The organism is Microbacterium phyllosphaerae (assembly GCF_050628115.1).
GTDB classification, from domain to species: Bacteria; Actinomycetota; Actinomycetes; order Actinomycetales; family Microbacteriaceae; genus Microbacterium; species Microbacterium phyllosphaerae_A.
In genome coordinates this window covers 3491655-3517264 of record NZ_CP192502.1, presented here as the reverse complement: position 1 = coordinate 3517264, position 25610 = coordinate 3491655, and the positions used below count along the sequence as shown (strand labels likewise).

Annotated in this window: 28 protein-coding genes; 14 read left to right on the top strand and 14 right to left on the bottom strand. The window is 68.8% G+C overall.

From position 1 onward, the window contains the following. Positions 1-2: 2 nt before the first annotated feature. On the top strand, positions 3-1223 hold the full coding sequence (locus ACQ4LY_RS16920) for an MFS transporter (RefSeq protein WP_431073381.1): 1221 nt from the start codon (positions 3-5) through the stop codon (positions 1221-1223). 28 nt (positions 1224-1251) lie between these two features. Beyond that, positions 1252-1869, top strand: a complete 618-nt coding sequence (locus ACQ4LY_RS16915) for an NUDIX hydrolase (protein WP_431073379.1) — start codon at positions 1252-1254, stop codon at positions 1867-1869. Here ACQ4LY_RS16915 and metX read toward each other — a convergent pair whose 3' ends face one another. From metX to ACQ4LY_RS16895, 4 genes are all read right to left on the bottom strand, one after another. Continuing rightward, a complete protein-coding gene (metX, locus tag ACQ4LY_RS16910) occupies positions 1870-3078 on the bottom strand; it encodes a homoserine O-acetyltransferase MetX (RefSeq protein WP_431073377.1) in 1209 nt (402 codons plus the stop codon). 86 nt (positions 3079-3164) lie between these two features. Beyond that, positions 3165-4103, bottom strand: coding sequence for an endonuclease/exonuclease/phosphatase family protein (locus ACQ4LY_RS16905; protein ID WP_431073375.1), 939 nt, complete (start codon positions 4101-4103; stop codon positions 3165-3167). A 148-nt stretch (positions 4104-4251) separates the two neighbouring features. Continuing rightward, positions 4252-5574 (bottom strand): bifunctional o-acetylhomoserine/o-acetylserine sulfhydrylase, encoded by a 1323-nt coding sequence (locus tag ACQ4LY_RS16900; RefSeq protein WP_056308393.1) that lies wholly within the window; start codon positions 5572-5574, stop codon positions 4252-4254. Positions 5575-5715: 141 nt separating this feature from the next. After that, on the bottom strand, positions 5716-6306 hold the full coding sequence (locus tag ACQ4LY_RS16895) for a TetR/AcrR family transcriptional regulator (protein WP_431073373.1): 591 nt from the start codon (positions 6304-6306) through the stop codon (positions 5716-5718). Between the two features lie 34 nt (positions 6307-6340). On the opposite strand from ACQ4LY_RS16895, the gene ACQ4LY_RS16890 reads away from it, so the two are divergent. From ACQ4LY_RS16890 to ACQ4LY_RS16875, 4 genes are read left to right on the top strand one after another with little or no spacing between them, the layout of a single operon-like run. Next, the gene (locus ACQ4LY_RS16890) at positions 6341-7339 is read left to right on the top strand and encodes a DMT family transporter (protein WP_431073371.1); all 999 of its coding nucleotides are present in this window, start codon (positions 6341-6343) and stop codon (positions 7337-7339) included. Next, a complete protein-coding gene (locus ACQ4LY_RS16885) occupies positions 7333-8115 on the top strand; it encodes an SDR family oxidoreductase (RefSeq protein ID WP_431073369.1) in 783 nt (260 codons plus the stop codon). Before ACQ4LY_RS16890 ends, ACQ4LY_RS16885 begins: the two co-directional genes overlap by 7 nt. A gap of 3 nt (positions 8116-8118) precedes the next feature. Then, positions 8119-8829, top strand: coding sequence for a uracil-DNA glycosylase (locus tag ACQ4LY_RS16880; protein WP_431073367.1), 711 nt, complete (start codon positions 8119-8121; stop codon positions 8827-8829). Between the two features lie 4 nt (positions 8830-8833). Next, positions 8834-9451 carry a GNAT family N-acetyltransferase gene (locus ACQ4LY_RS16875; protein WP_311243246.1) on the top strand — a complete coding sequence of 206 codons (618 nt, stop codon included), beginning with the start codon at positions 8834-8836 and terminating at the stop codon, positions 9449-9451. 9 nt (positions 9452-9460) lie between these two features. On the opposite strand, the gene ACQ4LY_RS16870 is transcribed toward ACQ4LY_RS16875, so the two are convergent. The 6 genes from ACQ4LY_RS16870 to ACQ4LY_RS16845 form a co-directional block, all read right to left on the bottom strand. Further along, positions 9461-10255, bottom strand: a complete 795-nt coding sequence (locus ACQ4LY_RS16870; RefSeq protein ID WP_431073365.1) for an ABC transporter ATP-binding protein — start codon at positions 10253-10255, stop codon at positions 9461-9463. Further along, on the bottom strand, positions 10252-11043 hold the full coding sequence (locus ACQ4LY_RS16865; protein ID WP_431073363.1) for an ABC transporter ATP-binding protein: 792 nt from the start codon (positions 11041-11043) through the stop codon (positions 10252-10254). Before ACQ4LY_RS16865 ends, ACQ4LY_RS16870 begins: the two co-directional genes overlap by 4 nt. After that, on the bottom strand, positions 11040-11909 hold the full coding sequence (locus tag ACQ4LY_RS16860; protein WP_431073361.1) for an ABC transporter permease: 870 nt from the start codon (positions 11907-11909) through the stop codon (positions 11040-11042). Before ACQ4LY_RS16860 ends, ACQ4LY_RS16865 begins: the two co-directional genes overlap by 4 nt. Continuing rightward, a complete protein-coding gene (locus tag ACQ4LY_RS16855; protein ID WP_431073359.1) occupies positions 11906-12853 on the bottom strand; it encodes an ABC transporter permease in 948 nt (315 codons plus the stop codon). The genes ACQ4LY_RS16860 and ACQ4LY_RS16855 overlap by 4 nt, the downstream gene beginning before the upstream one ends. A gap of 13 nt (positions 12854-12866) precedes the next feature. Then, positions 12867-14381: an ABC transporter substrate-binding protein gene (locus ACQ4LY_RS16850; protein ID WP_431073357.1), complete on the bottom strand. Its 1515-nt coding sequence runs from the start codon at positions 14379-14381 to the stop codon at positions 12867-12869. A 93-nt stretch (positions 14382-14474) separates the two neighbouring features. After that, a complete protein-coding gene (locus ACQ4LY_RS16845; RefSeq protein WP_431073355.1) occupies positions 14475-15401 on the bottom strand; it encodes an alpha/beta fold hydrolase in 927 nt (308 codons plus the stop codon). Between the two features lie 171 nt (positions 15402-15572). Here ACQ4LY_RS16845 and ACQ4LY_RS16840 point away from each other — a divergent pair, with 171 nt between their 5' ends. From ACQ4LY_RS16840 to ACQ4LY_RS16830, 3 genes are read left to right on the top strand one after another with little or no spacing between them, the layout of a single operon-like run. After that, positions 15573-16052, top strand: coding sequence for a carboxymuconolactone decarboxylase family protein (locus tag ACQ4LY_RS16840; RefSeq protein WP_431073353.1), 480 nt, complete (start codon positions 15573-15575; stop codon positions 16050-16052). Next, positions 16049-16771 carry a tyrosine-protein phosphatase gene (locus tag ACQ4LY_RS16835; RefSeq protein WP_431073351.1) on the top strand — a complete coding sequence of 241 codons (723 nt, stop codon included), beginning with the start codon at positions 16049-16051 and terminating at the stop codon, positions 16769-16771. The genes ACQ4LY_RS16840 and ACQ4LY_RS16835 overlap by 4 nt, the downstream gene beginning before the upstream one ends. 33 nt (positions 16772-16804) lie before the next feature. Further along, a complete protein-coding gene (locus ACQ4LY_RS16830; protein ID WP_431073349.1) occupies positions 16805-17275 on the top strand; it encodes an SIP domain-containing protein in 471 nt (156 codons plus the stop codon). Here ACQ4LY_RS16830 and ACQ4LY_RS16825 read toward each other — a convergent pair. The 4 genes from ACQ4LY_RS16825 to ACQ4LY_RS16810 all read right to left on the bottom strand — a co-directional run bounded on the left by ACQ4LY_RS16825 (position 17233) and on the right by ACQ4LY_RS16810 (position 21426). Further along, on the bottom strand, positions 17233-17715 hold the full coding sequence (locus ACQ4LY_RS16825) for a Fe-S oxidoreductase (protein WP_431073347.1): 483 nt from the start codon (positions 17713-17715) through the stop codon (positions 17233-17235). The genes ACQ4LY_RS16830 and ACQ4LY_RS16825 overlap by 43 nt on opposite strands. Next, entirely contained in the window at positions 17712-18515 is an 804-nt protein-coding gene (locus ACQ4LY_RS16820; protein ID WP_431075714.1) for an arginase family protein, read from the bottom strand. Before ACQ4LY_RS16820 ends, ACQ4LY_RS16825 begins: the two co-directional genes overlap by 4 nt. A gap of 66 nt (positions 18516-18581) precedes the next feature. Further along, a complete protein-coding gene (locus ACQ4LY_RS16815) occupies positions 18582-19325 on the bottom strand; it encodes a PspA/IM30 family protein (RefSeq protein ID WP_431073345.1) in 744 nt (247 codons plus the stop codon). A gap of 55 nt (positions 19326-19380) precedes the next feature. Then, positions 19381-21426, bottom strand: coding sequence for a TPM domain-containing protein (locus tag ACQ4LY_RS16810; protein WP_431073343.1), 2046 nt, complete (start codon positions 21424-21426; stop codon positions 19381-19383). Between the two features lie 122 nt (positions 21427-21548). On the opposite strand from ACQ4LY_RS16810, the gene ACQ4LY_RS16805 reads away from it, so the two are divergent. The 5 genes from ACQ4LY_RS16805 to ACQ4LY_RS16785 are packed head-to-tail and all read left to right on the top strand — an operon-like array spanning position 21549 to position 25592. After that, positions 21549-22388, top strand: a complete 840-nt coding sequence (locus ACQ4LY_RS16805) for a DUF3097 domain-containing protein (protein WP_431073341.1) — start codon at positions 21549-21551, stop codon at positions 22386-22388. A 43-nt stretch (positions 22389-22431) separates the two neighbouring features. After that, on the top strand, positions 22432-23157 hold the full coding sequence (trmB, locus tag ACQ4LY_RS16800) for a tRNA (guanosine(46)-N7)-methyltransferase TrmB (protein ID WP_431073339.1): 726 nt from the start codon (positions 22432-22434) through the stop codon (positions 23155-23157). Then, positions 23154-24047, top strand: a complete 894-nt coding sequence (locus ACQ4LY_RS16795; RefSeq protein ID WP_431073337.1) for a CPBP family intramembrane glutamic endopeptidase — start codon at positions 23154-23156, stop codon at positions 24045-24047. The genes trmB and ACQ4LY_RS16795 overlap by 4 nt, the downstream gene beginning before the upstream one ends. Positions 24048-24074: 27 nt before the next feature. Further along, on the top strand, positions 24075-24467 hold the full coding sequence (locus ACQ4LY_RS16790) for a DUF1304 domain-containing protein (protein ID WP_120493153.1): 393 nt from the start codon (positions 24075-24077) through the stop codon (positions 24465-24467). Between the two features lie 48 nt (positions 24468-24515). Continuing rightward, the gene (locus tag ACQ4LY_RS16785) at positions 24516-25592 is read left to right on the top strand and encodes a DNA polymerase IV (protein ID WP_431073334.1); all 1077 of its coding nucleotides are present in this window, start codon (positions 24516-24518) and stop codon (positions 25590-25592) included. Positions 25593-25610: the final 18 nt, after the last annotated feature.

Here is a 25610-nt window from a genome sequence, read left to right as displayed (position 1 = left end):
GGGTGAATCCCTCGACTGAATCGAGGGGTGCGGCGAAGTGGGCGCTCCTCTCCCTCGCCATCGGCAGTTTCGGAATCGGCATGACCGAGTTCGTCGTCATGGGCCTGCTGCCCAACATCGCGAGCGAGCTCCTGCCCACGCTGTGGGCCAGCAGCCCCGAAGACGCACTGAGCCAGGCCGGCTGGCTGATCTCGCTCTACGCCCTCGGCGTCGTGGTCGGCGCGCCGACCATCGCCGGATTCGTCGCGCGCTACCCGCGGCACCGCGTGATGATCGGCCTCGCGGTGGCGCTCACCGTCTTCAACGCGCTCACGGTCTTCTTGCCGACGTTCGAGCTCGTCGGCGCGTCGCGCTTCCTCGCGGGACTGCCGCACGGTGCCTACTTCGGCATCGGGGCGCTCGTCGCGGCCGAGGTCATGGGGCCGGGCAACCGAGCGAAGGGCGTCGCGTTCATCCTCACGGGGCTCACCGTGGCGAACGTCGTCGGCGTGCCGCTGGGAACCTTCCTCGGCCAGTTGTGGGGATGGCGGGCGGCATTCGCCGTCGTCACGCTCGTGTTCGCGCTCGCGACGGTCTGCATCGTCTTCTTCGTGCCGGAGCACCCCGGTTCACCCGGCAGGACGATGCGTGAAGAGCTCGGTGTCTTCCGCATCCCGCAGGTCTGGTTCACCCTCGGGGTGGGTGCGATCGGCTTCGGCGGCTTCTTCGCGGTCTACAGCTACATCGCCCCGCTCGTGACGGACGTCGCCGGGTCGCCCGAATGGGCCGTTCCGATCGTCCTGGTGCTGATGGGACTGGGGATGACCGCAGGAAATCTCGTGGGCGGCCATCTCGCCGACATCGATCTCCGCCGCACACTGCTGTTCGGACTCGCCGCGATGGCCGTCGTGTTCGCGCTTCTCGCCGTGCTCTCGTTCTGGATCATCACACTCGCTCTGCTCGTGTTCGTCGTGGGCTTCGTGTCGTCGGTGCTGTCGCCGACCATCCAGACCCGGCTGATGGACGTGGCGGGAGACAACCAGTCGATCGCAGCGGCCATGAACCACTCCGCGCTCAACATCGGCAACAGCCTCGGCGCCTTCCTGGGCGGTGTCGTGATCGCCGGCGGCTGGGGTTTCACGGCTCCGTCGTGGACCGGCGCGGCGCTCGCGGTGGCGGGACTGCTGATCGCCCTCCTCTCGTTCCGCGCGGAGGCCCGCAGGCCCGCGTTCGCTTCGGTGTGACCCGGAACCACGGTCGTAGAGTGAGGGTGTGACAGAGCCCGACGACCTCCCCGTCGCGGGGACGGCTGTGCTGCTGCGAACAGCCGCGCACGGCTTCGAGGTGCTGCTGATACGCCGCCCCGACCGCGGGTCGTTCCCCGGCGCCTGGGTCTTCCCCGGAGGCAAGGTCGAGCAGCGCGATCGCGGCGCCGTCGACGACGAGCAGGGTGACGCCCGTCGCGCCGCCGTCCGCGAGACTCTCGAAGAGGTGGGCCTGGTCATCACCGACCCTGTCGTCATATCCCGATGGCAACCTCCCGTCGAGGCGCCCGTCCGCATAAGGACCTGGTTCTTCCTGGCGATCGCCTCGGAAGCCCCGGACGGCGCGCTTCGGGTCTCTGCCGATGAGGTCGTGGAGGCGACCTGGGCCACGCCCGCTGACGCGCTGCAGAAGCACTCCGCCGGTGAGTGGAGGCTCTTTCCGCCGACCTGGGTGACGCTGCATCAGCTGAGTCGGTTCGGAGGGGCCGAGGAGGCGCTCGCCGCGGGTGGCTTCGTGCAGCACTTCTCTACGAAAGTCGTCGAATCGGACCTGGGTACCGCGTTCGAATGGGAGGGGCTGCGCCTCGAGACCGGCTCGCTGCCGTGGCGGATCGTCCCGAGCTGACTAGCTGTCGAGCAGGCGCCGCAGATGCCTGCCGACAGCTTCGGTCTCGATGAGGAATCCGTCGTGTCCGAAGTCGCTGCTGAGGACGACCGCCTCGTCGCCGTCGAGGGTGTTCGGGATGCTCCGCGCGATGCGGTGCTGTCCGTCGATCGGGAACAGTCTGTCACTGTCGATCCCGAGCACGAGACTGATGGCGGTCACGGTGCGGAGCGCCTCCTCGACCCCTCCGCGGTCGCGTCCGACGTCGTGCGAGTTCATCGCCTCGACGACGGTGATGTAGCTGTTCGCGTCGAAGCGTCGGGTGAACTTGTTGCCGTGGAAGTCGAGGTACGACTCCACCGCGAATCGTCCGCCGTGTCCGAGAGGCGACACACCGGACTGCCACGAACGCTGGAACCGCTGATTGAGTTCGATGGGACTGCGGTAGCTCAGAAGCGCCATGCGGCGAGCGAGAGCCAGGCCACGGTGTGGACCGTCTCCGTCGGCGAGGTCGTAGTACTCGCCGCCCTGGAAGCGCGGATCCATGCGGATCGTCTCGAGCTGCACGGTGTTGAGGGCGATCTGGTCGGCGGTGGTCACCGGGGGAGACGAGAGCACGGCGAGGCGTTCGACGCGCTCCGGGTGCGAGACCGCCCACTCGAGCGCGTGCATTCCGCCCATCGAGCCGCCGACGACGGCTGCCCACGCGTCGATGCCGAGAAGGTCGGCGAGTCGGACCTGGGCGGCGACCTGGTCGCGGATCGTCAGGTATGGGAAGCGCGATGCCCACTCGTATCCGGACGGCGCGATGCTCGCGGGGCCCGTGGATCCCTGGCATCCGCCGAGCATGTTCGGCGCGATGACGAACCAGCGGTCGGTGTCGATGGGGGCACCGGGTCCGACGATGTCCTCCCACCACCCGGTCGTGGGGTGTCCCGCTCCGGCGGCGCCGCGCACGTGGCTGTCGCCGGTGAGCGCGTGCAGGATCAGGATCGCGTTGTCGCGCGCCGCATTCAGCTCTCCCCAGGTCTCGTAGGCGACGCGGATGCCGGGGAGCTCCGATCCGCTCTCTGTGGGGAAGGGGCCGAAGGAGGCGAATCGGCGTCCGCCGGCCGGGTCTCCGTCGCGCCAGGCGCCGGTCGCGGGTGGTCGCGCGCGGAGCAGACGGACGTCGGCCTCCGTCACGGGCGCCGAGGGCACCGTGTCTTCAGAGGTCGTCTGCCAGTCCATGCTTCCATTCTCGCCTGGCGGGCGAAGCGTCGGACGAACGTTACGGTTCCCGGGTGCGTCGCGCGGAGGCCGCGGCGTGATGGCTCTCAGCCGGCGAGCGTCGTGACCGTGGCGAGGTGATCGCTGTTCCCGACGCGCGCCGTCGTCGATTCGAGCACCGTCAGTCCGCGCACGAAGACATGATCGATGCGGGCGAGGGGAAGTGCTGCGGGCCAGGTGAGGCCGAGAGTCCCGTCGGTCGGCCTGACCCAGTCGAGCTCCGAGCGGACGGCGCTGAGGGCCGGATCGGCCGATGCGGCGTTGAAGTCTCCCACGACCACGATCGACGCTGCGGGGTCGGAGGCGACGGCATCGGCGATCCCCGAGAGCATCGTGTCGCGCTCCTGCTGCACGCCAGGACGAACGGACGCCGCGTGCATGACGTACACGGCGACGTCGGCATCCTGCGTGTTCACGACGACCCGGAGAGCGCGCTTCCAGTCGAGCCCGAGGGTCAGCGGCTGTGCGTCCGCGATCGGATAACGGCTCCAGACGGCCACCGTGCCGATCGCGTACGAGTGCGGATAGGCGGAGGCGAGGGTGTCCCGTGCGGCTGCGAGGCTGTCGCCGTCGAGCTCGGTCAGGGCGATCACGTCGGCGGACATGTCGGCGAGCTCGGCCGCCGATGCCGCAGCTCCTCCCGAATGGGCGCGCACGTTCTGGCTGACGATCTCGATCGGAGTGCTCTGCGCAGGCGCGGGTGCGGCGAGACCGGGAGCCGACGGCAGCATCGCGAGGCTCCAGACGAGGGCTGGGGCGAGCAGGACGAGTGTGACGCGGCGGGCCAGGATCAGCGCGAAGACGATGAGCACGGCGAGGGCGAGCCCGCACCACGGCAGGGCAGCGGCCGCAGCGGTGCCTACGACGCCGGGAACCCAGGTGCAGACGATCCCGACGAGAAGAGCCAGGCCGACCACGGCGATGACGCGTCCGGCACGCGCCGACGCGCGTCGACGTGCCGTCGGTGTCGTGGTGACGTCGATCATGAGCTCCTCCGGGCAGGGTTCCCATTCTCGATGCAGACGTCTGTGCGCCAGCCGAGCGCTCGGGCCGTCGGGCGCGGGAAGGGCCGCGCCCGGACGCGGAGATGCCCCGAGCCGCAGCCCGGGGCATCTCCTGACTTCTGATGCCGGATCAGGCGCGAGCGGCCTCCGACACGCGGCGAGCCGCGGCGAGAGCCTCGTCGAGATCGGCCTTCAGGTCGTCGATGTTCTCGATGCCGACGGACAGGCGCACGAGGCCGGGCGTGACGCCGGCGGTGAGCTGCTGCTCGGGCGTGAGCTGTGCGTGTGTGGTCGATGCGGGGTGGATCACGAGCGAGCGCACGTCGCCGATGTTGGCGAGGTGGCTGAACAGCGACAGGCTGTTGACGAACTCGCGACCGGCCTCCACGCCGCCCTTCAGCTCGAACGAGAGCACGGCGCCGACGCCCTTGGGGGCGTACTGGTTCGCCTTCGCGTACCAGGGGGAGGAGGGCAGGCCGGAGTAGTTGACCGAGGCGACGTCATCGCGGCTGTCGAGCCACTCGGCGATCTCCTGGGCGTTCTGCACGTGGCGCTCGATGCGCAGCGAGAGCGTCTCGATGCCCTGGATGAGGTTCCAGGCGCTCTGCGGTGCGATGGCCGATCCGAGGTCGCGGAGCAGCTGCACTCGCGCCTTGATGATGTAGGCGAGCGGGTCGCCGACCGCCGCCGTGTAGCTGGCGCCGTGGTACGAGGGGTCGGGCTCGGTGAGACCGGGGAACCGCTCGACGTTCTTCGACCACTCGAACGTGCCGCCGTCGATGATCGCACCGCCGATGGTGGTCCCGTGGCCGCCGAGGAACTTCGTCACCGAGTGCACGACGATGTCGGCGCCGTGCTCGAACGGACGGATCAGGTACGGGGTCGCGATCGTGTTGTCGACGATCAGCGGCACGCCGCCCTCGTGCGCCACGTCGGCGACGGTGCGGATGTCGAGGATGTTGATCTGCGGGTTGCCGATGGTCTCTGCGAAGAACAGCTTCGTGTTCGGGCGGATAGCGCGGCGCCACTCTTCGGGATCGTCCTGGTTCTCGACGAACGTGACCTCGATGCCGAGCTTCGCGAGCGTGTACTTGAACAGGTTGTAGGTGCCGCCGTAGATCGAGCTCGACGACACGATGTGGTCGCCGGCCTGCGCGATGTTCAGGACCGCGAACGTCGACGCTGCCTGACCGCTGGAGAGGACGAGGGCGCCGGTGCCCCCCTCGAGCGCGGCGAGGCGCTGCTCCAGGACGTCCTGGGTCGGGTTCTGGATGCGGGTGTAGATGTTGCCGAACTCGGCCAGTGCGAACAGGTTCGCCGCGTGGTCGGCGCTGTCGAACACGTAGGACGTGGTCTGGTAGATCGGAGTGGCGCGGGCCTTGGTCACCGGGTCGGGAGCAGCGCCGGAGTGGATCTGCTTGGTCTCGAAACGCCAGGTCTCGGGTGCGGACATGTGTTCCCCCTGGAACTGTTGGAAGGTCGATTCGACTGATGTCGTTGCAAGCGACAGTACGGAATATCGCGGAGTGTCAACAGCGAGTGGGAAATGTGACGTAATGAACTCCGACCCGACATCGCGACGGAGCGGGTGTCCTCAGTCCTGCGCCAGCAGTGCTGCAGCCCACGTGCGCGCGATCACGAACGGTTCGGCGAATGTCCCCATGCCCACCGTGACGATCGCTCCTTCGTAGAGCAGCATCATCGCCTGGGCCGTCGCGCGGGGATCGCGCACGCCGGCCTCGGCGCAGAGCTCCTCGAACACGTCGAGCAGCCAGCTCTTCTGCCGGGAGACCTCGGGGAACACCGGGTGGTCGTCGTTGCCCTCGCCGATCTCGGCGCGGGCGTTGATGGCGCTGCATCCCTTGGGGCTGTTCTCGTCGGACCATGAGATCGCGGCATCGAAGATCGCAAGCACCCGCTCGGGGCCGGGCTCCGGCACCCTGGCGAGCTCCGACGCCAGATGGTCGCGCCACCGGGCGTCACGGTGCTGCAGATAGGAGACGACGAGGGCCTCCTTCGACCCGAACCGGTCGTAGAGCGTCTTCTTCGTCACCCCGGCGGCCTCGGCGATCGTGTCGACGCCGACGGCATGGATGCCGCGCTCGTAGAAGAGCCTCGAGGCGGCGTCGAGGACACGCCGTCCTCCCGGGGTCAGGGGGACGAGTTCCGGAACAGGCTGCGTCATGACCCTGACTATACCAGTCTGTATAGTCAGGGTCATGGGTAAACAGATCGGTGTACTTCGCGCGGCGGTGACGGTGACCGCCTCGGCTGCATTCGTCGTGACCTGGAGCTCGGGTTTCATCATCCCGGCGTTCGCCACCGTCGACGTGTCTCCGCTGACGCTCCTCGTCTGGCGCTTCGTGCCGCTGGCCGTGGTCCTCCTCGCCGTCGTCCTCATCACCGGCGCGGGCAGGGGAGTGAGCGGTCGTGACCTGCGGTCTCAGGCCTCGATCGGACTCTTCGCGCAGTTCGGATACTGCGTCGCGGTGTACGGCTCCGTCGCCGCGGGCATCGCGACGGGGACGGTCGCTCTGATCGACGCCGTGCAGCCCCTCGTGGTCGCCGTGCTCGTCGGCCCGGTGCTCGGTCTGCGCGTGCGAGGTTCGCAGTGGGTGGGACTCGGGGTCGGGGCGGTCGGAGTGCTTCTGGTCGTGCGCTCGCAGTTCGGATCCTCGGCTGCCCCGCCGCTCGCCTATCTGCTGCCTGCCGTCGCGATGGTGTGCCTCATCGTCGGAACGCTGCTGCAGCGGAAGTCGTCGGTCGAGACCGGCGTGCTCCTGACTCTCACCGTCCACGTCACTGTGACGGCGCTGCTGCTGCTGGTGATCGCGGCAGTGGCAGGCGCCTTGGCCCCGCCGTCGTCGGCGTCGTTCTGGCTCGCGGTCGTCCTGACCGCCGTGTTCCCGACCCTGGCGGCGTACGGCCTCTACTGGTGGCTCCTGCGACGTGTGGGCATCACTGCGCTGCAGGCGCTGCTGTTCCTGATCGCGCCGGCCACCTCGCTCGCCGGCGGCATGCTGCTCGGGGAGCCGCTCACCCTCGTCACCGTCATCGGATTCGTGCTGTGCGGAATCGGAGTCGCCGTCGTCCTCATCGGCGACACCCGCCCCGACGATGACGGGAAGACGCAACCCGACGATGATGACGGGAAAATGCGACCCGACGGCGCGCACCCGCGTTCGCGGCCGGAACATCGTACGGTGGAGGCATGGTGAACAGGCGTGCAGTGGTGACCGGTGCGAGTTCCGGAATCGGGGAGGCGACGGTGCGTGCTCTGCGCGCCCGCGGTTGGGGAGTGGTCGGCGTCGCCAGACGTGCGTCCCGTCTGGCCGCGCTCTCGGAGGAGACCGGAGCATCGACGATCGCCTGCGACCTGACGGACCCGGATGCCGTGGCGGCGCTGATCCGAGAGCTCGAGGCATCCGGCCCCGTGCACGCACTCGTGCAGGTCGCCGGCGGGGCACGCGGTACCGACCGCATCGAGAACGCGTCGACCGACGACTGGCAGTGGATGTACGACGCCAACGTCCTGTCCAGCCAGCGGCTGGTCGCGGGGATGCTGCCCCTGCTCCGCCGCGCGGCAGCGGCGGACGGGCACGCGGACACGGTGTTCGTGACCTCGACCGCCGCGCAGGTGGCCTATGCGGGAGGCGGCGGGTACAACGCGGCGAAGGCCGCGCAGTCGATGCTGGTGCACGCCCTGCGCCTCGAGCTGAACGGCGAGCCCATCCGCGTCGCGGAGATCGCTCCCGGGATGGTGCACACCGAGGAGTTCACGCTCAACCGTCTCGGCGGGGATGCGGTGGCCGCCGAGGCGGTGTACTCGGGTGTCGAGGCGCCACTGCTCGCCGAGGACGTCGCCGATGTCATCGCTTACGCGTTGGACGCGCCGGGCCACGTCAACCTCGATCTCATCACGATGCGCCCCGTCGCGCAGTCCGCGAACCATCTGCTCGCGCGCGGCCCGCTGCGGGTGCGCCCGACCGACTGATCGATGGCTGCGCACACGCTCGTCGAACTCGCAGCCGACGGCCGGATCGACCCCGAGTGGGCGGCCGCTCTGGCACCGGCGCAGGATGTGATCACGGCGCTGGGTGAGCGTCTCCGCGAGGAACAGGCCGCAGGGCGCGGCTACCTGCCGGCCGGCGACCAGGTGCTGCGCGCGTTCCGGCGCCCGATGTCGGAGGTCAAGGTGCTGATCACCGGTCAGGACCCGTACCCGACTCCCGGTCATGCGATCGGGCTGTCATTCGCGGTGGACGGCCACGTCCGTCCGCTGCCTCGGAGCCTCGGCAACATCTACAAGGAGCGCGAGACCGATCTCGGCATCCCTCCTGCCCCTCACGGGGACCTCACGGCGTGGAGCGATCAGGGTGTGCTGCTGCTGAACAGGGTGCTGACCGTGCGCCCCGGTGAGGCGGGCTCGCATCGTCGGTGGGGGTGGGAGACGGTCACCGAGCTGGCGATCCGCAGCCTGGTCGCGCGCGACGGGCCCCTCGTCGCGATCCTGTGGGGCAAGGACGCCGAGAACCTGACGCCTCTGCTGGGTGACACCCCCGTGATCGCCTCGGCACACCCCTCGCCGCTGTCCGCCCGTCGTGGCTTCTTCGGTTCCCGGCCGTTCTCGCGTGCGAACGAGCTGCTCGTACGGCAGGGCGCGGCCCCCGTCGACTGGCGCGTCGACGGGGAGCCGCGTCTAAGCTGATCGCATGCAGTTCGAGCCCGGTGATCGTCGCCGTGTGCTGCCGCGCCATCTGCGCCCGCAGCCCGAGCCCGACGTGTTCTCGTACTCGATCCGCGCCGCGCGCGCGGGAGACCTCCCGTACGTGCGCGAGATCTACAACCACTTCGTGAGCAACTCCGTGGTGACCCTCGACGAGAGGCGCAGCAGCATCCCCTACTGGCGGGAGAAGTTCGCCCTGCTGAGCAGGCTCGGACTGCCGTTCCTCGTCGCCGTCTCGCCTGCGGGCGTCGTGATCGGCTACGCGCTCGCCCAGCCGTGGGCCGGGAAGAACGCCTACCGCTACACGGTAGAGGATTCGATCTATCTGGGGCCGGGAGCCGGCGGCAAAGGGCTCGGAGCGGCTCTGCTGCAGGCTCTCATCGACGCATGCGAGCAGCTCGGCATCCGAGAGATGGTCGCCGTGATCAGTGACACCAAGGCCGACGCGTCGATCCGACTGCACGCCAAGCTCGGTTTCGTCGAGGCCGGGCGGATGGGCCGGGTCGGACACAAGTTCGGTCGCGACCTCGGCACCGTCTACATGCGCCGCGCATTGCGTCCCACCAGGCGCCGGAGATTCTTCAGCACGAGCTCGGGTCGGTGAGTGCCGAGGTCACTCCGGGGGAGCGGGGATGACCGGGATCGCGGCCAGCAGCGTCTTCGTATACTCGTGCGTCGGGTGCAGCAGCACCTCTTCGGTGGCGCCCCGCTCGACGATGCTCCCGTCCTTCATCACGACGACCGTGTCGCACAGGTTCTGCACGACTCCGATGTCGTGCGAGACGAGGATGAGGGTGAGGTCCGAGGAGCGGCGCAGCTCGATCAGCAGTTCGAGGATCTGAGCGCGCACCGTGACGTCGAGGGCGGACAGCGGCTCGTCCCCGACGAGGATGCGCGGCCCGTGCACTATCGCCCTCGCCAGGGCGATCCGCTGACGCTGCCCACCGGAGAACTCGTGCGGATAGCGGTCGGCCATGTCCGGCTCGAGACCCACCTGCAGCAGCACCTCCCGGACCCGCGAGCGATGGTCGCCCTCGATGCCGAGGGCCCACAGAGGCTCGCGGATGATCTGGGCGGCCGTCATCCGAGGGTCGAGTGAGGCGTAAGGGTCCTGGAACACGAGACCGGTCTGCCGTCGCAGCCAGTGCAGGGAACGCGCGGAAGCCGTGGCATCCACCGCCCTGCCGTCGACCTCGACGGTGCCGGATGTCGGACGATCGAGTCCGAGCAGCAGCCGGACGAGCGTCGACTTGCCCGACCCGGATTCCCCGATGATGCCGACGGACGAACCCTCTGCGATGTCGAGGTCTGTGGGTGCCAGTGCCGTCTGCGTCCTCGTGCGCTCGAATGCCGAACGCTTGGGCACCACGAAGTCTCGACGGAGGGAGCGTGCCTCGATAACGCTCATCGGGGGCCCCCGTCCGGGCGCCAGAGCGTGGCGGTCGCATCGCGGAGCAGACCCTGTGTCACCGGAGACGCGGGGGCGCTCAGCAACGTGCTCACCGGCGCCTCCTCGACCACGCTGCCGCCCTCGAGCACCACGCCCCGAGTCGCGACCTGTGCGAGTACGGCGAGGTCGTGGGTGATGAACACGAGCGACATGCCCTGCTCCTCGACGAGGCCCAGCAGCAGCGACAGGATCTCGGCTTGGATGGTCACGTCGAGCGCGGTCGTCGGCTCATCCGCGATGAGCAGTCGAGGGCGACAGGCGAGAGCCATCGCGATCGCCACACGCTGTCGCTGCCCGCCCGACAGCTGATGCGGGTACCGGTCGACGATCGACTCCGGGTCGGGGAGCCGCACGCGGGCGGCCTCCTGGATGGCGCGGCCTCGCGCCTCGCGTCTGCCGATGCCCTCGTGGATGCGGATCGACTCGGCGATCTGCCGGCCGACGGTGCGGATGGGATTGAGCGCTGTGCGTGGCTCCTGGAAGACGATCCCGATCTCGTCGCCGCGGAGCTCGGCGAGTTCTCGGTCGCGCATGCCGATCAGCTCCGTGCCGTTCCAGCGGATGCTGCCGCTCGCCGTCGCGCCGTCGGGGAGGAGTCCGAGCACCGCGAGCGCGGTGAGCGACTTGCCGGAGCCCGATTCGCCGATCAGGCCCACTCTGGCGCCGTCCGGTACCTCGAACGAGATGCCGTCGACGACGGGACGACCGTCGATCCGGACGACGAGGTCTTCGACGACGAGACTCATGCGACCACCGCCGGGGTGTGGATCTCCGCCGCGCGGTGGCGCAGCGTCGGGTCTGTGGCCTCGCGCAGGCCGTCGCCGAGAAGGTTGAGCGCGAGCACCGTCAGCGTGATCGCGAGCCCCGGCCAGATGACCGAGAGCGGATGCACGCCGATGTAGCGCTGCAGGTCGGCGAGGAGCAGTCCCCAGCTCGGTTCGGTGACCGAGGCGCCGAACCCGAGATACGAGAGTCCGGCCTCGGCGAGCACGGCGACGGCCATCGACCACGACAGCTGCACGATGAACACGGGTGCGACGTTCGGCAGCAGGTGGCGCACGAGGCTCTGCGAGGTCGTGAGCCCGGACGCCCGGGCGGCGAGCACGAAGTCGCTCTGCTGCACCCGGCGCAGCTCGGGGCGGGTGACCCGCGCGATGTTCACACCGAAGCCGATCCCGACCGACCAGATGACGACCCAGAGCGAACCGCCCCAGACGGAGGAGATCATCATGGCGATCAGCAGCACGGGGAACGCGATCAGGATGTCGACGAGCACGGCCACCGTCTCGCGCAGCCACCGGGCGGTGAGCGCGCCGAGGCCGGCCAGCGCGATGCCGACGAGAGTCGCGATGATCCCCGCTCCGACGCTGACGAACGCCGTGGTCCGCGCGCCCGCCATGAGGAGGCTGAGGATGTCGCGTCCGGTGTCGTCGGTGCCGAGCAGGTGCGGGAGGCCTGGCCCCGCCCAGCGGTTGCGCACGTCGGACTCCTGCGGGTCGAACGGCGTCCAGAACAGCGCGACGAGCGCGGCCACCGCGATGATCGCGACGACGATCAGGCCGAACCGCCCTGTGGACGTGCGCCACAGCCTCGGGAGCCAACCGGGCATCATGCCTCCCTCTGGCGGGGATCGATCGCCCGATGGATCAGGTCGACGAGGAAGCCGACGACGAGGACGAAGCCGGTGAGCACCAGCAGCTCGCTCTGCACCTTGATCAGATCCCGCGTCCCGACGTCGGCGACCAGCATCCGGCCGATGCCCGGCAGGGTGAACAGCTGTTCGATGACGACGGAGCCCACGATGATCCCGGCGATCTGGAGCCCCAGGACCGTGATGATCGACAGGCCCACAGCGGGTATTCCGTGCGAGATGAGCGCGCGGGTGCGGGTGAGTCCCTTGGCCGCAGCAGTGCGGACGAAGTCCTGACCCGCCGCCTGGAGTGTGGCGCTGCGCACGAAGCGCATGAGCATGGCGCCCTCGACGATGCCGATCGTGAGCGCGGGGAGCAGCAGCGATTCGATCGCCTGGAGAGGCGTGCTCCACCCTGTGCGAGGGAAGCCCTGCGGGGGGAGCCACCCGAGCCACACCGAGAAGACGACGATCAGCATCATCCCCGCCCAGACCACGGGCACGGCGGCGAGCGCCTGTGCGCCGACGCTGAGGGCGGTGCCGCCGCGACGCCCCCGCTGCACAGCGGCGAGGATTCCGAAGGGCACCGCGATGAGCACGGCGATCAGGAGTGACATGATGCCGAGCGGCACGGTCACCTGCGCCTTGAGCAGCAGCTCCTCCCCGACGGATGCGCCGGAGAGCATCGAGGTGCCGAGATCGCCGCGGAAGATCCCCCCGATCCACTCGGCGTACTGCGCCGGCAGAGGACGGTTGAGGCCCAGGGATTCGCGGAGCGCCTCGACCTCGGCGGGGGAGGCCTGTGTGCCGGCGATGAGCTGAGCGACGTCGCCGGGGAACACTCGGAGAGTGAGGAAGATCAGCGCGCTCGACACGAGGAGCCCTGCCACGAGCAGGGCTCCTCGGACGAGCGCGTATCGGATCACGAAGTGAGCGTCGTCACTTCTCGGTGGCGACGGTGACGCCTGCCAGGTCGATGCGCGAGTTGATCGAGTCCTGGGGGAATCCGGAGACGAGCGGGCTCACCGCGGTGATCGTCGCCCCGTTGTAGAGCCAGTCGGCCGCATGGTCCTCGGAGACGATACGAGCGGCCTTCGCCAGCAGCTCCGCCGACTTGTCGGGGTCGACCTCAGCGAGTGCGTCGGCGTAGAGGCCCTGCACCTCGGCGTTGTCGTAGCCGAAGTAGTAGTCGGGGTTCGCGAAGTTGCCGAAGTCACGTGGCTCGACGTGCAGCACGAAGCTGAGGTCGTAGTCGTGGTTCGTGTAGACGTCCTCCAGCCAGGTGGGGAACTCGACCGAGTCGACGTCGAGTGTCACGCCCACTTTCTGGAAATCGGAGATCAGGACCTTCGGAACGGTCGTGCCGTAGAAGCTCGGGATCGTGAGGGTCAGCTCGAGATCCTCCTGGCCGGCCTCGGCGAGCAGCTCCTTGGCCTTCTCCGGATCGTAGGAGACGACATCTGAGAGATCCTCATAGCCCGGGTCGAGCTCGGGGATGGGGCCGTACAGCGTCGACCCCGCACCGACGGCTTCGACGAGCCCCTCGTGGTCGATCGCGAGGCGCAGTGCCTCGCGCACCCGGACGTCGTCGAGGGGAGCTTTGGCGTTGTTGAACGCGAGGGTCGCCTTGTCGGTCGTGCGACCTGTCGTGAGGGTGAAGTCGCCCTCGAGCTGCGATGCGAGGTTGGGATCCACGGCGGTGAGCACCTGGACGCCCCCGTCGAGCGCAGTGTTCACACCGGCGGTGAAGTCGGGGATGTACTGGAACTCGACCTCGGCCACTCCGGCCGGCTCGCCCCAGTATGCGTCGTTGCGGGCGAACGTGATCGTGCTGCCCTTGTTCCAGCGGGTCAGGGTGAAGGGGCCGGTGCCGTTCTCCGCGGTCTTGAGATCGGTGGTGTCGCCTGCCTGGAACACGAGCCCCGCCGGCCCGGTGAGCGAGAAGAGGAAGTTCTGGTTCGGCTCGGTCAGCACGATCTGCACGGTCGTCGGGTCAGGTGCGGTGATCGAGGCCACCGAAGCGAACTCGGCGTTGCCCTGCAGTGTGGCGTCCGTGCGGACTGCTTCGTACGAGGCCACGACGTCGGCGGACGTGAGAGCGGTGCCGCTGTGGAAGGTGATGCCGTCGTTCAGCGTGAACGTGTAGGTGAGTCCGTCGTCGGACACCTCGTAGTCGGAGGCGAGCCGAGGGATGATCTCGTTCTCCTGCGTGCGGCTGATCAGGCCCTCGTAGATGTTGTCGATGAGGATCTGCTCGACAGCAGCACCGCTCGTGTGACGGATGTCGAGGTTCGTGGGCTCGAGGACGAGCCCGACCTGCAGCGTGGCATCGGGATCCGGCTTGCCGGTGGGTGCCGTGGTCTCGGGGGCCGCGGTGCCCGTGCAGGCGCTCAGGATGACGGCGCTCGCCGCGATCGCGGAGAAGAGCGCGAGCCGTCGCGTACGTCGGAACATGGGTTGTTTCCTCTCGGTGCGGCAGTTGCTGTGTGCCGGTGGAACGAGCCTAGGGATGTGTCGGGCGGGTGGGGTGGGATGTGGAACGGAACGTCACAATCCGGTGGCCGCGACGCGCTCCGTGATCAGCGCGGCGAGTTGCGCGGGAGCGGTCTCCTGGACGTTGTGCGTCGCGGGGATCGCGACCACGCTCGCGTCGGGAAGACGGCGGGCGAAGTCATCCGCGTCGGCAGCGCTGACGAAGCCGTCGGTCGCGCGGACGAGCGTCACCGGGGCCGTCACCTGATCGAGGTCCTGCCACCCCGTGGCGTTGAGGACCGAGGGAGCGGAGACGTCGCCGGGGTCGTGCGCGGCGAGGGCCTGTGCAGCGAGGTGGGCGAAATGGTGCTTCCATTCCACGCGTCCGTCCGGGCGCACGCGCGTGTTGAGGAACACGCCCCGTTGCGTATCGGGGCGTGCGCCACCGAAGCCGAATGCGATCGCGCGATCGACCAGCTCGTCGCGGGTCGCGAAATCGGTGGGGCCCGCATAGAACTCTCGCAGAGCGGCCGGGCCCGCCGAGGTGTCGATGCCAGGGGTGATGTCCACGACGATCAGCTCGGCGACGAGATCAGGGCGCGCGGCGGCCAACGCCGCCCCGGTGAGGCCGCCGAGGGACTGTCCGACCAGGATCTGCGGCCGGTCGGTCCAAGCGTCGAGTGCTGCGGCGACATCCACGGCGAGCGTTCGAGGGGTGTAGTCGGCGTCGTCGCGCCAGGAGGAGTCGCCGTGCCCTGCGAGATCGATCGCCAGCACGGGCTGCTGCAGCGAGAGCGCCGTCGTATCCCAGGTGTGCGCGTTGAGGCCTGCCCCGTGCAGGAGCGTGATCTGCGGCGATCCGGTGCCGTAGCGGACACCGCTCACACGGCGACCGTCCGGGAGCGGCAATGTCAGTCGCTCGCTCTGAGGAACGGGAACGCCCAGCGCCTCGGCCTGTGCGGGAAGATAGCTGAACTCGGTGATGTCGATCGCCACCTGCATATTCTGCTCTGGTGAACGCACGTGCGGGAAATGCGGAGTCAGAATGCCAAGAGATGGCACCGTACCAACGCGCATAATGCTGTCTATACACACCGAGGGGATGGCTATCTGCATTCTCTTCATCTTCGGAGGGCCCACCGAGTTGCCCATACGACGGAATATCATTGAGGTATGAGCGAGACGCGAGTGCACCTCTCCAAGACCGAGCCCGCCGCCTATCAGGCGCTCGACGCGTTCTCGCGGACGGTCGGCGAGATCTGCGCGACGAACGGCATCGACGATCGCCTCAAGGAGCTCGTGATGATCCACTGCTCGCAGTTGAACGGATGCGGCTACTGCACCCGGATCCATGTCGACCGCGCGACCAAGGCGGGCATCGACACGGACACGCTCATGCAGATCGCCACCTGGCGGGAGAGCGGCGTCTTCACCGAACGGGAGGAGGCGGCGCTCGAGCTGGCAGAGGCGTTCACCTTCATCTCGGAGGACGGGATCTCGGATGACCTGTACAACCGTGTCGGTGCCGTCTTCACCGAGAAGGAGTACGCCGCGCTGAGCTGGGCCTGCGTGTCGATCAACGCGTTCAACCGCGTGGTCATCGCCGGTCGTTACCCTGTTCCGCCCCGCGTTGCCCCGCAGGCGAAGGCATGACCGTCCTCGACTTCGACGGGGTCAACAACGTCAGAGACGTCGGAGGCATGCCCGCCGAGGGCGGACGCATCCGCTCCGGCATCCTGCTGCGCTCCGGTCAGCTGTCCGGGGCGACGACCGTCGGTGTCGACGCGGTCCGAGAGCGGGTCGCACACATCGTCGATCTGCGGGACGGCGAGGAGGTCGCCGCTGAGCCGACCGAGATCGACGGGCCGGATACGACGCACCTTCCTCTGTTCCTCGGGTCGGTCCGGTCGTTCTTCGAGACGGACACCAGCCTGGAGGACCTCTACCTGCACCTTCTCGAGGAGAGCGGCGAGAGGCTCGTCGCGGCCATCCGGATCATCGCGGCAGGGGAGCCGACGCTCGTCCACTGCACGGTGGGCAAGGACCGCACCGGGGTGACCGTCGCCCTCGCCCTCGCAGCCGTCGGTGCCGACCGAGACGCGATCATCGAGGACTACGCGCTCACGGAGTCGCAGCTTCCTCCTGAGAGGTCGCAGCGGATCGCCGCCTACCTGCGTTCGCAGCACCCCGAAGCGGTGCACGCGGTGGCGCTGGCCACGCAGTCACCCGCGCCGGTCATGCGGGCGCTGCTCGACGGCGTCGACGCGCGATGGGGGTCTGCGGCAGGCTACCTCCGAGCCAACGGGATGTCGGATCCCGAGCTGGACGCACTGCACGCCGCTCTCGTGGAACCGGTCGCCGACCAAGGTTAGGCAACCCTTCACGTGGTGTACCATGGAAGCATCATGGAGACCTTCCTCGAGACCCGCAGCACGCGCGCAGAGCGTCGCGCCGCGCGTCGCCGCGCACACCACCTGGTGACGGCTGACGAGCACTCGCTCGCCGAACTCGAGGTCTTCCTCGCGACTCTGCCGCTGTGCGCATCCGGGCGGATCTTCATCGAGGTCGCCGAGGCCTCGGACATCGGCGTGATCGACGCCCCCGGCCGGATGACCGTGACGTGGCTCGCTCGGGGAGAGCGCTCCGGCGCCCCCGGAACGGGCCGTGCGTGCGCACCCGGAGAGGCCATCGCCCGCGCGACCTGCGCGTGGGCCGACGAGATGCTCTGCGACGACGAGCTCGAGACCCACGTCACGTTGCTGGGCGGGTACCTGGGTACCGCCGACATCGTCGAGCACCTCACCGGAGTGCTCGAGATCCAGCCCGCGCAGATCTACGCGCCGGAGCGCTTCGGGCTTCTTCCCTCCGAGCGCTGAGGAGCGGTCGTCCGGCGCACGTAGTTGCCGTCTTCCAGACCCGCCTCGATCTCGAAGCGGTTGTGGAGCGGATCCCGCCCGGCGAACAGATACAGCACCGGCAGCAGGATGCCGTAACGCAGCCACTGGGCCTTGTGCACCGCCTCATGGCGAAGCACGGCGTCGGTCGGCCGGGCATCGCCGGTGAGGAAGCACCCACCCACGCACACCCCGCCGCGGTTGAACGTCCAGTTCGGCATACCGCGGAACACCCACAGCCCCGCCCGGCGCTCGACGGGACCGGTGCTCCACAGCGATCCCCATACCCAGCCGACGGCGGTTCCCCACCAGTAGCCGACGCGACTGATCGGCGATCGCAGGAGGAACGACGGGATGCGGCGGTCGAATCGGCGACCCCGCTCGAGGGCACGTTCCGCCGCGGGGCGCCAGTCCTCGCTCATGCGACCGCTCCGACGAGCCGCAGCAGTGCGCCGAGGTCCTCGACAGCGTCGGCCGGTGAACGCGGTGCGAAGCCCGCGATCGTCGCGCCCGCCAGCGGAACACGTGTGCGGAGAGCGCGCACCGCCGCGCTCAGGGTGGCGGGAGCGAGCCCGAACGGTGACGCGGACGAGACGCCTGCTATCTCGGCCGGATCCAGCACGTCGACGTCGATGTGCACCCAGACCCGGCTCGCGCCGGTGGCTACGACGGCCGCGGCCAGAGCGTCGGCATCGTCGAGGTCTGCCACCGAGAGCTGGGTGAGGTCGTCGAGGGCAGCGACCTCGGCGTCGTCGAGGTCGCGCATCCCGACCGTGATCACGCGGTCGCGTGGGATGCCGGGGGAGAGCGCGAGCTGCGGTTCTCCCTCACCGAGCACCGCCCGCAGAGCCATGCCGGAGAAAGCGCCGGACGGCGAGGTCTCGGGTGTGTTCATATCGGCGTGCGCGTCGCACCAGACCACCGCGAGATCGTCGGTGCCGCCGGGAAGCGCGGCGAGGGCCGCGACGGTGACGCTGCAGTCTCCTCCGACGACGACCGTGTCGGCGGTCATGGCTGCGTCGACGAGCTCGCGAGTGCGCAGCAGGGCGCTGAGCCGGCGGACGCCCGTGCCGAGTGACTCTCCCGCTTCGACGGGCACATCGAGCACGGTGGTCGATGCGCGCGGAAGATCACCGGCGATCGCAGATGCACCGTCGATCAGGAGCATCGCACGCGGTGCAGGTGAGCCCTGCCACTGCGGGACGACGAGGAATCGCACCATGGGTGCCTCCAGCTGGGAAAGAGCGGATGCCCCGGACATGCTGGTCCGGGGCATCCGCGAGGTGTGTCAGGAGCCTTCGATGGCCTGACGCGGGGCGGAGCCGCCCGACTTCAGCTCGGCGAGACGTGCTTCGACCTCGGTGAGCTCTCCGAGGTCCTCGAGGCTCTCGAACTGAGCGTCGAGGCTGGAGGCCGCGAGCTCGATCTTGCCCTGAGCGAGAGCCTCCTGGCGGCGGACCTTGTCTTCGAAGCGGCCCAGCTCGCTGGTCGGGTCGAGGACGTTGATCGACGAGACCGCGTCCTGCACCTTGGTCTGCGCTTCGGCGACCTTGGCGCGGGCGAGGAGCTCGCTGCGCTTGTTCTTCAGCTCGCCCAGCTTGTCCTTCATGCCGTTGAGGCCGGACTTCAGCTTGTCGACGATCTCGGTCTGAGCGGCGATCTGCGGCTCGGCGCCGGTGGCTTCGCGCTCGGCGCTGATCTGGCGCTGGAGCGCGATCTTCGCGAGGTTGTCGAACTTGTCCGCATCGGCTGCATCGCCGGTCGAGCGCATCTCGTCGGCCTTCCGGCTCGCAGCGAGTGCCTTGTTGCCCCACTCCGTGGCCGCCTGGACGTCTTCTTCGTGGTCGCGCTCGAGGAGGCGGAGGTTGCCGATGGTCTCGGCGATCGCCGATTCGGCGTCGGCGATGCTGTTCGTGTAGTCACGGACGAGCTGGTCGATCATCTTCTGCGGGTCTTCCGCAGAGTCCAGGAGCGAGTTGATGTTCGCGCGGACGAGGGTCGAGATACGTCCGAAGATGGACTGCTTGGTCATGCGTGGTTCCTTTCAGAGGGTCGGACTCGATGTCTGGGGTCGTGGTGTGCGCGGTTCAGAAGCGTCGCCCTCCCGAACGGCCGCTGCGGCCGCTGGAGCGGCTGCCGCCGCCTCCGCCGAAGCCGGAGCTGCGGAATCCGCCGCCACCGCTGGATCGCCAGCTGCTGCTCCGGGAGGACCGCCCGCCTCCACCGCCGCCGGACAGGAGGCCGCCGATGATGCCACCGAGGATGTCGCCGCCGAGGCCGGAACCTCCCGAACCACCGCCGCCGAAGATGCTGCCGCCACCGCTGCCCCAGCCGTTCTGATAGCTGCTCGGGCTCATCGCCGCGACATCGGCCTGCGCCGAAGACGTCGCCTGGCGGGCGAGGTCGAGGGCGCGACCAGCCTCGGTGAGCGCCGCCTCGGGGTCGGTGGCACGCAGGTTCAGTGCCTGCGTGAGGGTGGCTTCCGCCTGCGAGAGGCGGGTGCGCGCGGTGGATCCGACGGTGCCGCGCCGCGTCTCGATGTATTCGCGCGCGGCGCGGATCTCGGACCCCGCCTGCGTCAGCGTCTGCTCGAGCATCTGCTGCGCTCGTCGGGCTCGCTCGACGGCCTGGGTTCCTTGCGCGATCGCCGCATCGATCTGGGTGTTCGCTGCGGTGAGTGCCTCGAGTACCCGCTGAGGGCTGCGTGAGTTGCCGGCGAGAGCGGCCTGAGCCTGCTGCAGCTGTTGTGAGGTCACCGCGGCCGCCGATGACAGAACGCCGCCCGTGTCGGGCAGCTGCTGCGCGGTGGCGATGTCGGCCTGCAGCTCGGCGACCAGTGCCTGGGCCTGCGACTCGATGCTCGCGAGTTCGGCGCCCAGCGCCGTGATCGCATGCACCAGCTGGGACGCCTGTGCGACCGACTGCTCGGCTGTGCGGATCGCGAACGCGGCCTCTCCTGAGCGCCCTGCACCGATCGCCTGGGCGGCGGCCTCGATGGAGCGGTCGGCGAGCGCGGCGCGCTCGTGGGCCTGTGTCGGGTTGTCGGCGACGGTCACGAGGGATGCCTGATCGAACGTGCTCGAGAGTGCCGCGAGAGCAGGCTCGGCACTCGTGAGCAGCGTGTCGAGTGCTGCCCGCTCGCCGCGGACCCGCTCGAGTTCCTGCGGAGCGTTCTGCTCGAGCTTGCGGAGTGCGTCGAAAGCCTCGGTGTTGTCGTCGAGGACGTCGTCGATCTCGTCGCACAGCTGGATGATGCGGATGTGCCATGCGCGGCGGTCGTGGACGGTGTCCTCGATCTCGTCGTCGAGCTTCTGCTTGAGGTCGAAGGCCTCGGACATCTTCGCCTTGGCGGTCTCGACGGCTCCGCTGAAGGTCGAGGTCGCCGCCTCTCCGAACTGGGCCACGGCGAAGCCGAGCTCTTCCCTGCTCGACGTGATGGCGTCATCGGCCTGCACGAGCGCGGCGCCCGCTTGGGTCTGCACCTGCTCGTCGGTCAGCGTGGAGAAGGGATCGTCGGGGTCGGGCCGCTCGGGCATCGCACCTCGGCGGCGGATCTCGGCGTTGCGCCGGGATCGGCGGATGAGCGCGACGATCAGCCAGACGATGAGGCCGAGAGCGACGACCCCGACGACGATGAGCGTGGTGCGGAGCGCGCCGGCCCCGCCGTCGCCTTGGATCTCGTCGGCGGCCAGGACGATCGCGCCCTCCCAGTCGTTCTGGGCGGCCAGGCTCTGGATCTCGTTCTCGACGTCGTCGAGCTTGCTGTCGCTGAGCGGACCGTCGGGGGCGGCGGAGATGTAATAACTCCGGCCTTCGACCGCGATGGCGAGCAGATACTGCTCGGACCCGAGGTTGTTGTTCTCGGCGACGGTGTCTGCCCACTCGACGTTGTCTGCAGGGGAGGTGAAATCGTCGACCAGCACCACGAAGAGGTCGGCGGAGGAGTTGTCGCTGAGGGTCTGGAGGCGCGCCTCGACCGCATCCTCCTCGCTGGGAGACAGCACCCCGGCGTCGTCAGTCACGTACCCGGAGTCGAGCGTGACCGGATCGGTCGCGGACGCGGCAGATGCGGAGAAGGCTCCGGCCGCTGCAGCCGCGGTGAGTGCGGCCAGCGCCAGCCACCGTGTCTTCATCGTGTTCCCTCCGACCGGCAGCCGAGCCCCATGGCACGAGTCTATGCATACAGGCCGACACGCGACAGCATCCGAGCGGCGATAGCCGTTCGCCCTCAGCGGAGACACATACGCTGGAGGGCATGGACGACAGGTACGGATCGGATGTGCTCGCGGCTGGTTGGCGGGAGCGCGCGGCGAAGCCGGTGCCTCAGGTGCCCGCTGAGGTCGATCTCGTCGTCGAGGTCGCGGACGACGGCTACTGCGGTGCGGTCACACGCGTGCAGGGTGGGAACGTCGAGCTCGAGGATCGGCTCGGACGCAAGCGCCTCTTCCCTCTCGGCGGCGGATTCCTGATCGACGGAGCGCCGGTGCGGCTCACCGTCCCCGCCCCGAAGGAGCAGGGCGCCAGGCGCACCGCCTCGGGATCCTTCGTGGTCGCCGACCAGCGTGCACGGATCGCCCTGCCCAGCCGCATCCTCGTCGAGGGAAAGCACGACGCCGAGCTGGTGGAGAAGGTCTGGGGAGCTGACCTGCGCGTCGAGGGCGTCGTCGTCGAGTTCCTGCAGGGAGTCGACCTGCTCGACGAGCTGCTCGCCGCAGAGCCGCCGACTGCGTCGCGTCGGTACGGAGTGCTCGTCGACCATCTGGTTCCCGGGTCGAAGGAGACGCGTGTCGCGGAGGCGGTCGCCCGCGGCCCGCACGGCCGGCATGTGCGCATCGTGGGTCATCCGTTCGTCGACGTCTGGCAGTGCGTGACCCCACGTGCGCTGGGAATCGCGAAGTGGCCGGAGATCCCGCGGGGCACCGACTGGAAGACCGGGATCTGCCGGGCATTCGGCTGGCCGCATGAAACGCAGGGCGACACGGGTCGTGCCTGGCAGCACATCCTGTCGAAGGTGCACACGTATCGTGATCTCGAACCTGCCCTGTTGGGCCGGGTCGAGGAGCTCATCGACTTCGTCACGGCTCCGGCCGACTGATCTCCGGTCCGTGACGCCGGGCGCCGCCGACTACCCTGGAAGCATGCCCGAACCCCGCACCTTCCGTGACGAACCGGTGTCCTTCGTGCGCCGCAGCGGGCGGATGTCCGACGCGCAGGAACGAGCCTTCGACGAGCTCGGTCCGCACTATCTTCTCGACGTGCCGCGCGACGTCGCCTGGACCTCGGTGCATCCCGAGGCGCGACTCGACCCGAGCGCCGAGTACGGCCGAGATGCAGATCTCTACGTCGAGATCGGATCCGGGCAGGGGCACGCGATCGTGGCTGCCGCCTCGTCCCGCCCCGATGACGACTTCCTCGCCGTCGAGGTCTTCCGCGCCGGCCTCGCCCGTACCATGCTGGACGCGGATCGCGAGGGCGCCCGCAACGTGCGCGTCGTCGAGGCCAACGCGCCAGAGGTGCTCTCGTCGTATCTGCCGGAGGCGGCAGCCGCCGAGGTCTGGATCTTCTTCCCCGATCCGTGGCACAAGAAGAAGCACACCAAGCGTCGGCTCGTGCGATCTGGATTCGGCGAGACGGCCGCGCGGGCGCTGCGTGACGGCGGTCTGCTGCGACTCGCGACGGACTGGGAGGACTACGCGCTGCAGATGCGTGAGGTGCTCGATGCCGATCCGCTGTTCGAGCGCGCCTTCGACGGCGAATGGGCCGGGCGCTTCGACGGACGGGTGATGACCGCCTTCGAGCGCAAGGGGATCGCCAAGGGGCGCGACATCCGCGATCTCGTGTATCGGCGGAAGTCGCGCGCGTGACCGACGTGCAGCGCAGGTCTGCGACCTGGCCCGCTGTGATCCCCGCCCTTCTGATCTGTGCAGCGGCACCGGCCTTCTTCGTGCTGGAGACAGCCTGGCTCGGCTGGGTGCTGCTCGCACTCGGTGTCGGGGGAGCGTGGCTCGTCGAACGCGGCCGCCCCGTCGTCGCCGACCAGACCGTGAGCGTCGGATCGCGGCGCGAGACCGCTCGTGTCATCGGGGTGAGCCGCCTGCCTTCGCTCACGCGCGACCTCTCCCTGATCGCCCTCGGCATGCTCATCGTGAGCGTGATCCCGCTCGCAGCCGAGCTCGACAACCTCGCCATGCTTCGCTTCACACTCGCCCTCGGTGGGGCGGTCGCGGTGCCGTACGTGGTGTCGCGCTTCGTCTTCCGCGATCGCGCGATCGGCTTTCCCTGGCGTGCGCATCGTCGTTGGGGCCGCCTGCAGTGGGGGTGGCTCGTCGCAGTGCTGGTGTTGGGCTGGCTGATCCTCCCGTTCTACTTCATCACCAGTGGCGTCTATCAGAACTGGCCGGTCGTCGACTCGCCCGACCTCATCGCCCGGCTCTTCGTCGGCGTCGGCGCGGTGGGCATCTGGGACGAGCTGTTCTTCATCTGCACAGTGTTCGCCCTGCTGCGCCGCCATTTTCCCGACGCGCTGGCCAACGTGCTGCAGATGATCGTGTTCGTCTCGTTCCTCTGGGAGCTCGGCTACCGCGAGTGGGGACCGCTGCTCACGATCCCGTTCGCTCTGCTGCAGGGGTTCATCTTCATGCGCACGCACTCGCTCGCCTACGTGGTGACGGTGCATCTGCTCTTCGACGCGGTCGTGTTCGCCGTGCTCGTGCATGCACACAACCCAGGACTCCTGCCGATCTTCCTGCTCTAGAGTTCCGCAGGTCGATACGATCGACTCATGCTCATCGTCGGACTCGTCCTCGCCGCGGCCGCAGCCGCATTCCACGTCTTCATCTTCGCGCTCGAATCGCTGAAGTGGACCGAGCCCGAGACGAGGAAGATCTTCGGTGTCGCCACCGAGGCCGACGCCATCACGATGAAGGCGCTCGCCTTCAATCAGGGCTTCTACAACCTCTTCCTGGCGCTGACCGCCCTGCTCGGCGTCGGCTTCGTGATCATCGGATTCACGACGGTCGGCCTGACCCTGGTGTTCGCCGGCACCGGCATGATGCTGGCTGCCGCTCTCGTGCTGGTGCTCTCGGATCCCTCCAAGCTCCGCGCGGCAGCGATGCAGGGCACGCTGCCGCTGCTCGCCGTGATCGCGACAGCCATCGGCGTCGCCGTCGGCTGACAGCCCGCGAGGGGTGACATCCCGACGGACTCGGGCCACACTCTAGGCATGGCCGACTGGGTGCTGCACGTGGACATGGATCAGTTCATCGCTGCGGTCGAGGTGCTGCGCAGGCCCGAGCTCGCCGGTCTCCCGGTGATCGTCGGGGGCCGAGGCGATCCGACGGAGCGCGCGGTCGTGTCGACGGCGTCGTATGAAGCTCGGGCGTTCGGCATCGGGTCGGGCATGCCGCTCAAGATCGCGGCCCGCAAAGCGCCGGACGATGCTGTCTTCCTCCCCGTCGACCACGAGGCATATGAAGCGGCATCGACCGAGGTGATGTCAACGCTGCGTGCCCTGCCCGGCGTGGTGCTCGAGGTCATCGGCTGGGACGAGTGCTTCCTCGGGGTCGAGACCGATGACCCTGAGGGCGTGGCACGCTCGGCTCAGGCCGCCGTGCTCGAGGCGACAGCACTCCACTGCTCGGTAGGAATCGGCGACAACAAGGTGCGCGCGAAGATCGCGACGGAGTTCGGCAAGCCGCGAGGGGTGTTCCGCCTCACCCGCGAGAACTGGTTCGAGGTGATGGGGGACAAGTCGACCCGTGATCTCTGGGGAGTCGGGCCGAAGGTGCAGAAGAGGCTCGCGGCCCACGGCATCCGGACAGTTCGCGAGCTCGCCGATGCCGACGAGGACCTGCTCGTCTCCGAGTTCGGGCCGCGGATGGGTGTCTGGTACCACGGCCTCGGATCAGGGTTCGGGCCGGCCGTGGTCGATCCGACTCCGTGGGTGGCTCGGAGCCACAGCCGCGAGACGACCTATCAGCAGAACCTCACCACCCCCGCCGAGATTCAGGCCGCGCTCGCGGAGCTCGCCGGTCATGCCTTCGACGACTGCGCCGCCGAGGGGCGACCGGTAGTCCGCGTGCATCTCAAGGTGCGGTACGCGCCGTTCGAGACCAAGACCTTCGGGCGCAAGCTCGAGGCACCGACCACAGAGCGTGACGACGTGATCGCCGAGGCGCTTGCGCTCGGAGAGACGATCGATCCGCAGCGAGAGGTCAGACTTCTCGGCGTGCGCGCGGAGATGGCCATGCCCGACGGAGGCGACTCGGCCGAGCGCACGCCGGTGCGTGGCAGGATCTGAGTCGCCCGCCCGCGCTCA